Here is a 946-nt window from a genome sequence, read left to right as displayed (position 1 = left end):
GGGTGAGCTGGACGCGGACCGTCAGGTCGTCTCCACGCTCGGGCCCGGCGCCGCGGCCGCGACGCCCGAACATCTCGCCGATGTCGAAGCCCCCCGGGGCCCCGCCCGCCGCGCCACCGCCGCGGCCTCCGAACAGGTCGCCGAAGAGGTCACCCAGGTCGAAGCCCTCGGCGCCATAGGGGATGCCCCCGGCGCCGGCGCTCCCGGCCGAGGCTTTGTAGGCCCGATAGGCCTCCGCCTTCTTCTCGTCGAAGCCAATCTTCTCCGCGTCCGGGCCGAACTCGTCGTAGAGCTTGCGCTTCCGAGCGTCCGACAGCACCTCGAACGCCGCGCTGACTTGCTTGAACTTCTCCTCGGCGGCCTTGTTGCCCGGGTTGACGTCCGGGTGGTACTTGCGTGCCAGCTTGCGGTACGCCTTCTTGACGTCCTCCGCTGAAGCCGACCGGTCGACGCCGAGGGTCTGGTAGTAGTCGTCCGCCATTTGTTCCCGCCGTGGTGTACCCGATTCAACGTAACCAGCCGGTAGGCACGCGCCAGCAAGGACTGTCCGGACCGTGCGAGATGTATAAAGTCGCCGGAGGATGAGGGAGCCCATGTCACCGCCTCGCTGGCTCGGCGCGGATACCCTGTGGCTTGCGGGCTGGCTCTCGCTGGCGTCGGCCGTGGGGAACGCGGCGGCCCCGCCGTCCGCCGTGGAGGCTCGGGTCGCGGACCGGGTGGTGGCCATCATCGAGGGCCAGGTGCTCACCTTGAGCGAGCTGCGCTTCGAGGCCCGGGTCGCGCTCTTCCAGCGAGGAGGCGTGCAGGCCCTGGAGCTGCCGCTCGACGAGGACACGCTCCGGGGGGCCCTGGAGTTCATCATCCACCAACGGGTCCAGGTCCTGAACGCCGACCGGCTGCAGGCCTTCCCGGCCGAGCCCGCGGAGGTCCAGGCGCGGGTGGAGGC

Annotated in this window: 1 protein-coding gene and 1 pseudogene; one reads left to right on the top strand and one right to left on the bottom strand. The window is 70.4% G+C overall.

Translation table 11 applies throughout. The features are described from left to right. Positions 1 to 481, bottom strand: a 481-nt coding sequence (locus tag G4D87_RS38185) for a DnaJ domain-containing protein (protein ID WP_163787638.1), incomplete at its 3' end; no start/stop codon positions are given. A gap of 112 nt (positions 482 to 593) precedes the next feature. Here G4D87_RS38185 and G4D87_RS38180 point away from each other — a divergent pair. Continuing rightward, positions 594 to 946 (top strand): annotated as a pseudogene (locus tag G4D87_RS38180) (hypothetical protein); the annotation flags it as partial.

Source organism: Myxococcus vastator (genome assembly GCF_010894475.1).
GTDB lineage: Bacteria > Myxococcota > Myxococcia > Myxococcales > Myxococcaceae > Myxococcus > Myxococcus vastator.
This window is presented reverse-complemented; position numbering and strand designations above follow the sequence as displayed.